4 protein-coding genes are annotated in these 6,000 nt (G+C 69.9%); 2 read left to right on the top strand and 2 right to left on the bottom strand.

The genetic code is table 11. The features are described from left to right. Nucleotides 1-485: 485 nt before the first annotated feature. Complete coding sequence (locus SM757_RS30310; RefSeq protein WP_322468194.1) at nucleotides 486-1,877, top strand: L-serine ammonia-lyase; 1,392 nt, start codon at nucleotides 486-488, stop codon at nucleotides 1,875-1,877. Continuing rightward, entirely contained in the window at nucleotides 1,843-2,970 is a 1,128-nt protein-coding gene (locus tag SM757_RS30315; protein WP_322468195.1) for a GlxA family transcriptional regulator, read from the top strand. Before SM757_RS30310 ends, SM757_RS30315 begins: the two co-directional genes overlap by 35 nt. Nucleotides 2,971-2,997: 27 nt before the next feature. Here the strand turns inward: SM757_RS30315 and SM757_RS30320 are convergent, their stop codons facing one another. Together SM757_RS30320 and SM757_RS30325 are read right to left on the bottom strand one after the other, a co-directional pair. Beyond that, on the bottom strand, nucleotides 2,998-4,314 hold the full coding sequence (locus SM757_RS30320) for a hemolysin family protein (RefSeq protein WP_066343375.1): 1,317 nt from the start codon (nucleotides 4,312-4,314) through the stop codon (nucleotides 2,998-3,000). Between the two features lie 91 nt (nucleotides 4,315-4,405). Continuing rightward, a complete protein-coding gene (locus tag SM757_RS30325) occupies nucleotides 4,406-5,683 on the bottom strand; it encodes a GDSL-type esterase/lipase family protein (RefSeq protein ID WP_322468196.1) in 1,278 nt (425 codons plus the stop codon). Between the last annotated feature and the right edge of the window lie 317 nt (nucleotides 5,684-6,000).

Below are 6,000 nucleotides of genomic sequence, written 5' to 3' on the forward strand. Positions count from 1 at the left end.
GCTCGGTTGAAACCTGCTCATGGGAACCTCCTGCGGGCTACTGTATGCGCATACAGCGCTGGTTGCAACCACAGGTGGGTTGTTCGTACCCAACCTGCAACAGGCCATAGGGTGCGCCAACGACACGCCTCCTTCACTGCGTCGATGTCAATCCCCTTTTCGCATGCCGTGTACGAAATCACGATGAAGTCCATCGCAATGGGGGCGCCGGGGCGCAGGCGGTGCGGCAGAGGCGGCACGGGCGCCTGTATATAAGAACAGCTACGCCTTGCGCCTTCGGCGCAGTACGGCAAAGGCATGTCGGAACAGGACAAGTCGCTCCTGCGGACATTTCCGACAGTGGACCCCATGCCCCGCCGCGCACGCGCCGAGGGTTTTCGCAATCTCGCCAGGAGGCCCAAGACCTTGGACACCGCACGCCGCAGCGGCGCTGAGCACGGCGCGCGCGGGGCCCAACGAGTCAACGCCCAACCGCAGGAACCCGCATGAGCATCAGCGTTTTCGACCTGTTCAAGATAGGCATCGGCCCTTCCAGCTCGCACACCGTGGGCCCCATGAAGGCCGCGCGCATGTTCGTGCAGCGGCTGGATTCCCTGGGCGTGCTGGAGCGTTGCGAGCGCATCGAGGTGCAGCTTTACGGCTCCCTGGGCGCCACGGGCCGCGGCCACGGCAGCGACAAGGCGGTGCTGCTGGGGCTGCAGGGGCATGAGCCCGACAGCGTGGACGTGGACGCGGTGCCCGCCCTGCTGGAGCAGGTGAGGAGCACGGGGCGGCTGCTGCTGGACGGCAGGCACGACATCGCCTTTGACGAGCGGCGCGACCTGCTCTTTCACCGCAGGAAGTCGCTGCCCTTTCACGCCAACGGCATGGCGTGCACGGCGTTCAACGCCGCGGGCGTGGAGTTGGACCGGCGCGAGTACTACTCGGTGGGCGGCGGCTTCGTGGTCGGCCAGGAAGCGGCGGCCGACGGCAGCCTCACGCCCGTGCTGATGAAGGCACCGCCGGCCGTGGAGTTTCCCTTTCGCACCGGCGCGCAACTGCTCAACCTGACCAAGGAGCTGAACTGCAGCATTGCGCAGCTCATGCGGCGCAACGAGCGCCACTGGCGCACGGACGAGGAGATCGACGCGGGCCTGGCGCGCATCTGGAGCGTGATGCAGCAGTGCGTGGCGCGCGGCTGCGCCACCGAGGGCATCCTGCCCGGCGGCTTCAAGGTCAAGCGCCGCGCCGCCTCGCTGCATGCGCACCTGAAGGAGCGCGCCGAGGCCGCCATCGGCGACCCGCTGCTGGTGATGGACTGGGTCAACCTCTACGCGCTGGCCGTCAACGAGGAAAACGCCGCCGGCGGCCGCGTGGTCACGGCGCCCACCAACGGCGCGGCCGGCATCATCCCCGCGGTGCTGCACTACTACGTGCGCTTCGTTGCGGGTGCCAACGCCGCGGGCGTGGCGGACTTCCTGCTCACCGCCGGCGCCATCGGCCTGCTCTACAAGGAAAACGCCAGCATCTCCGGCGCCGAGGTGGGCTGCCAGGGCGAGGTCGGCGTGGCCTGCTCCATGGCCGCGGGCGCACTGTGCGCCGTGATGGGCGGCACGCCCGCGCAGGTGGAGAACGCCGCCGAGATCGGCATGGAGCACCACCTGGGCCTGACCTGCGACCCCGTGGGCGGGCTGGTGCAGATCCCGTGCATCGAGCGCAACGCGATTGCCTCGGTGAAGGCGCTCAACGCCGCGCGCATGGCGCTGCGCGGCGACGGCACGCACCACGTGAGCCTGGACAAGGTCATCAAGACCATGCGCGAAACCGGCGCCGACATGCTCACCAAGTACAAGGAAACAGCCCGTGGCGGACTTGCGGTCAACATCGTCGAGTGCTGAGGCACCGGGGCTGCGGGACGGCGCCGCGGAAGGCGGCAACGCCCCGGCCGGCCGGCCGCCGCTGAACGTGGGCTTCGTGCTCATGCCCGGCTTCACCATGGTGGCGTTCTCCGGCTTCGTGGACGCGCTGCGCTTGGCGGCGGACGAGGGCGACCGCAGCCGCCCCATCCACTGCCGCTGGAGCGTGCTGGCCGAGGAGCTACGCCCGGTGGTGGCCAGCAACGGCGTGGAGCTCATGCCCACGGCGCGCTTCGGCGACCCGGCGGCCTTCGACTACATCGTGGTCGTGGGCGGGCTGCTGCAGGGCACCAGGCGGCTGGCCAAGGCGACGCTGGAGTTCCTGCGCCTGGCGGCCTCGCGCGCGGTGCCGCTGGTTGGGCTGTGCACGGGCTCCTTCGTCCTGGCACGCGCCGGGCTGCTGCAGGACCGCCGCGTGTGCGTGAGCTGGTTCCACCACCAGGATTTCATACGCGACTTCCCCACGCTGCAGGCCGAGTCGCACGAGATGTTCGTGGTGGACCGCGACCGCCTCACCTGCGCTGGCGGCACCAGCGTCGTGCACCTGGCGGCCTGGCTGATAGAGCGCCACTGCGGCAAGGCGGCGGCCTCCAAGGCGCTGCGCATCATGCTGGAGGAAGGCGCCCTGCCCGCGCGCACGCCCCAGCCGCAGCCCAGCTTCGCCGAGCGCACGGACGACCCGCGCGTGCGCCAGGCCATCTGGCTGATGGAGCAAAGCCTGTCCAGCCCCATGCCGCTGTCGGAGGTGGCGCGCAACGTCAACATGAGCCTGCGCCACCTGGAGCGGCGCTTCCGCGAGGCCATAGGCCTGAGCCCGCACGACTTCTCGGTGCGCCTGCGGCTGCGCCACGCGCATTGGTTGACCGAGCACACGCGGCTGCAGATCTCGCAGATCGCGCTGGAGTGCGGCTTCAGCGACGGCGCGAACTTCTCCAGGCGCTTTCGCGAGGTGTTCGGTTACCCGGCCAGCGCCCTGCGGCGCGGGCGGGCCAGCGCGGCGTCGGGGGAGCCGCTGGGCCTGCTGGAGGCGGCCTATGAGCCCGCAGCAGCCGAACCCGCCGAGGCCCCGGCCTGAGCCCTGCGGCGAGCGGGGCGCCGGGCCTCAGGCCGGGCCGGACGCCAGTTCGGCCTCCACGCCGGCGGGCCGGCTGGCGAGCACCTTGTCGATGATCTTGTCGTCCATGTCCACGATCTCGAAGCGCCAGCCGCTCCACTCCACCAGGTCGCCCAACTTGGGCAACCTGCCGGTGAGCAGCATGATCATGCCGCTGAGCGTGTGGTAGCGCCCGCGCTCCTCCTCCGGCACCGACTCCAGCGCCAGCCTGTCCTTGAGCTCGGGCACGGGGATGTGGCCGTCCAGCAGCCAGGAGCCGTCCTTGCGCTGCACGGCCCAGGCGGTGGCCGGATCGCGCGGCTGGAATTCGCCGGTGATGGCTTCGATCAAGTCCTGCAGCGTCACGATGCCCTGGATCTGGCCGTACTCGTCGATGACGAAGGCCATCTGCACCTGCGACGAGCGGAAGTTGTCCAGCAGCTCCATGCCCGTCACGGTCTCGGGCACATAAAGCGGCGGCTGCAGGGGCTGCTCGGCCAGCTTGCGCGAGCCGCCCTGCAGGGCGCGCGACAGCCACTGGCGCGCGTTCACCACGCCCAGCACCTCGTCAAAGCTGCCCTTGACGACGGGAAAGCGCGCGTGGTCGGACTGCTCGATGAGCGCCAGTTGCGTTTCGAACGATTCGTTGAGGTCCAGCGCCACGACGCCGGCGCGCGGCACCATGAGCGAGCCGATCTGCCTGTCGTCCAGCCGGAAGACGTTGCGCACCATGGCCTGCTCGTGCGCCTCGATCACGCCAGCGCTCGTGCCCTCGGCCAGCATGGCGTGGATCTCCTCGGCGGTGACGGCGTTGCTGTTGCCGTCCTTGACGCCCAGCAATTTCAGCAGGGCCTGCGTCGAGATGGTCAGCAGCTTCACGAAGGGCTTGGCGGCCACGGCCAGCGCGTCAATGGGCCGCGCCACCAGCCGCGCCAGGGTTTCGGGATGCGACTGCCCCAGGCGCTTGGGCACCAGCTCGCCCACGACGATGGAGAAGTAGGTGATGAGCACGACCACCAGGCCGGTGGCGCCGTAACCCGCGTAGGGGTCGGCCACGCCCAGCTCCATGAGCCAGGCCGCCAGCGGCTGGGCCAGTGCCGCTTCGCCGACGATGCCGTTGAGCACGCCGATGGAAGTGATGCCGATCTGGATGGCGGAGAGGAAACGGGTCGGATCTTCCCCGAGCTTGACCGCCGCGGCGGCGGCGTGGTCGCCCTCATCGATGAGCTTCTGCAGCCTGGCCTTGCGGGCCGTCACGAGAGCGATCTCGGACATGGCGAACAGGCCGTTGAGCACGATGAGGGCGACGAGTATGGCGACTTCCATAAGCGCGTCCCGAAGGCGGACGCCGTGAGTTGAAACGCTGTCCGACCAGGGGATTGCGTTGAAGTTCCCTTCGGTGCAAGCGGGCGCGGCCTTATGGCGCCAGCAGGCCCAGGTCTATGGAGCCCGCCATCGCCACATAGCCGGCCCGATTGGGATTCAACCCGTCGCCGGGCCCGCCCACGGTGCCGTCGGGGACGAAGGCCTCCTTCATGCGCCCGCTGGCCTCGTCCAGCGTCACGGCCTCGAAGTCCAGCACGGCGTCGAACAGGCCCGCGCCGCGAATGAAATCGTTGAGCGCTCGGCGCTTGTCGTCCTGCTCGCGGTGCCCGTGCGCGGCCGCGGTGCTGCCCAGCGCGGGCACCAGCGTCGCGCCCAGCACGCGCACGCCCGGGAGGGCCGCGCGCAGGCGGCGCACGCCCTCGCAGAAACCGGCGGTCACCGCCTCCACGCTGGCGTTGCCGTTGCGGCTGAAATCGTTGGTGCCTTCCAGCCAGATCACGGTGGACACGCCGGAGAGGCCGATCACGTCCCGCTCCAGCCGCTCCACGGCCGAGGCGCCGCCGGCCGTCGGGCTCCATGGCGACCAACTCGCCGGCCCAACCACCTGGTTGCTGCCTATGCCGGCGTTGACGATGCCCACGCGCTGGCCGAAGGCGGCGTGCAGGCGGCGCGAGAGCACGTCCGGCCAGCGGTCGTCGCCGTTGAGCGTGGAGCCGCTGCCGTCGGTGATGGAGTCGCCCAAGGCCACGATCAAGCGCGTGCCCGCCTCCATCCACATGTCCACCGCGTCCAGGAAGTACCAGGACGCGCTGGTGAAGGGAAAGGCCAGCTCGTCCTCGCGGGCGCCCTGGGCGCCCGCGCCCGGCGGCGTCAGGTAGGACATCTGCAGCGCCTTGGCGTGCCAGGTCATGGGCCCGCTGTCCCCTTCGACATGAAAGCTCACCGCCAGCTTGCGGCCCTCCAGCAGCGCGGGAGGCAAGCCGTCCACGAAGGGCAGCGGCACCGGGTCGCTCCAGGCGGACTCGCCCGGCGGCAGCGTCACGCCATCCGTGCCTTTGAAAGTCACGCGCCGGTTGCTGCCGGCCACCAGCGTGGCGCCGCCAAGCTGCAGGCCCACGTGCACGTCGGCAAAGCGCACGGGCTGCGTGCCAAAGGCATTGCTCAGGCGCAGCCGCGCGCGCGGCCCCCACAGGTCCGGCCGGACGATGAGCCTGAAGCTCTGGTCGCGCGCGCCCTGCGCGGGCGACGGGAAGGCAAAGCGCAGGTCCGGCTGCGCCAGCGGGCTGCCGGCGGGATAAGGCCCCTGCGCCGAGCCCGTCCAACCCGTCACCCACTTGCGCGCGTCCGCCGCGGCGTCTTCATGCCCCATTGCCTGCTCCCTCCATGCCGGCCGGGATTATCGGTGTCGCATTGGGCAGCCCCGGCTTGTCTGCAGGCGACATGGACGCCTTGTCGCAGCGCGACAAGTACAGGTCGCCCTCCAACAATCGCGGCAGGCCCCGCGACCGAAGAATGGCCCCCATTCGGACCTATCCCAGGAGTCAACAAATGCAGGGCCAGACCTACTCGTGGTGGAGCCTTCTCAAGAACGGCTTGAAGCACCACAAGACGTGGGAGCCGGCATGGCGGCGCGCCCAGCTGCAGTCCAGCTACGACGTGGTGATCATCGGCGGCGGCGGGCACGGC

The sequence above is a fragment of the Azohydromonas lata genome, from assembly GCF_034427735.1.
GTDB lineage: Bacteria > Pseudomonadota > Gammaproteobacteria > Burkholderiales > Burkholderiaceae_C > Azohydromonas > Azohydromonas lata.

Coding starts and splice junctions, on each gene's coding strand:
- SM757_RS30325 (WP_322468196.1), bottom strand. CDS start 5,683: ATGGGGCATGAAGACGCCGCGGCGGACGCGCGCAAGTGGGTGACGGGT.
- SM757_RS30320 (WP_066343375.1), bottom strand. CDS start 4,314: ATGGAAGTCGCCATACTCGTCGCCCTCATCGTGCTCAACGGCCTGTTC.
- SM757_RS30310 (WP_322468194.1), top strand. CDS start 486: ATGAGCATCAGCGTTTTCGACCTGTTCAAGATAGGCATCGGCCCTTCC.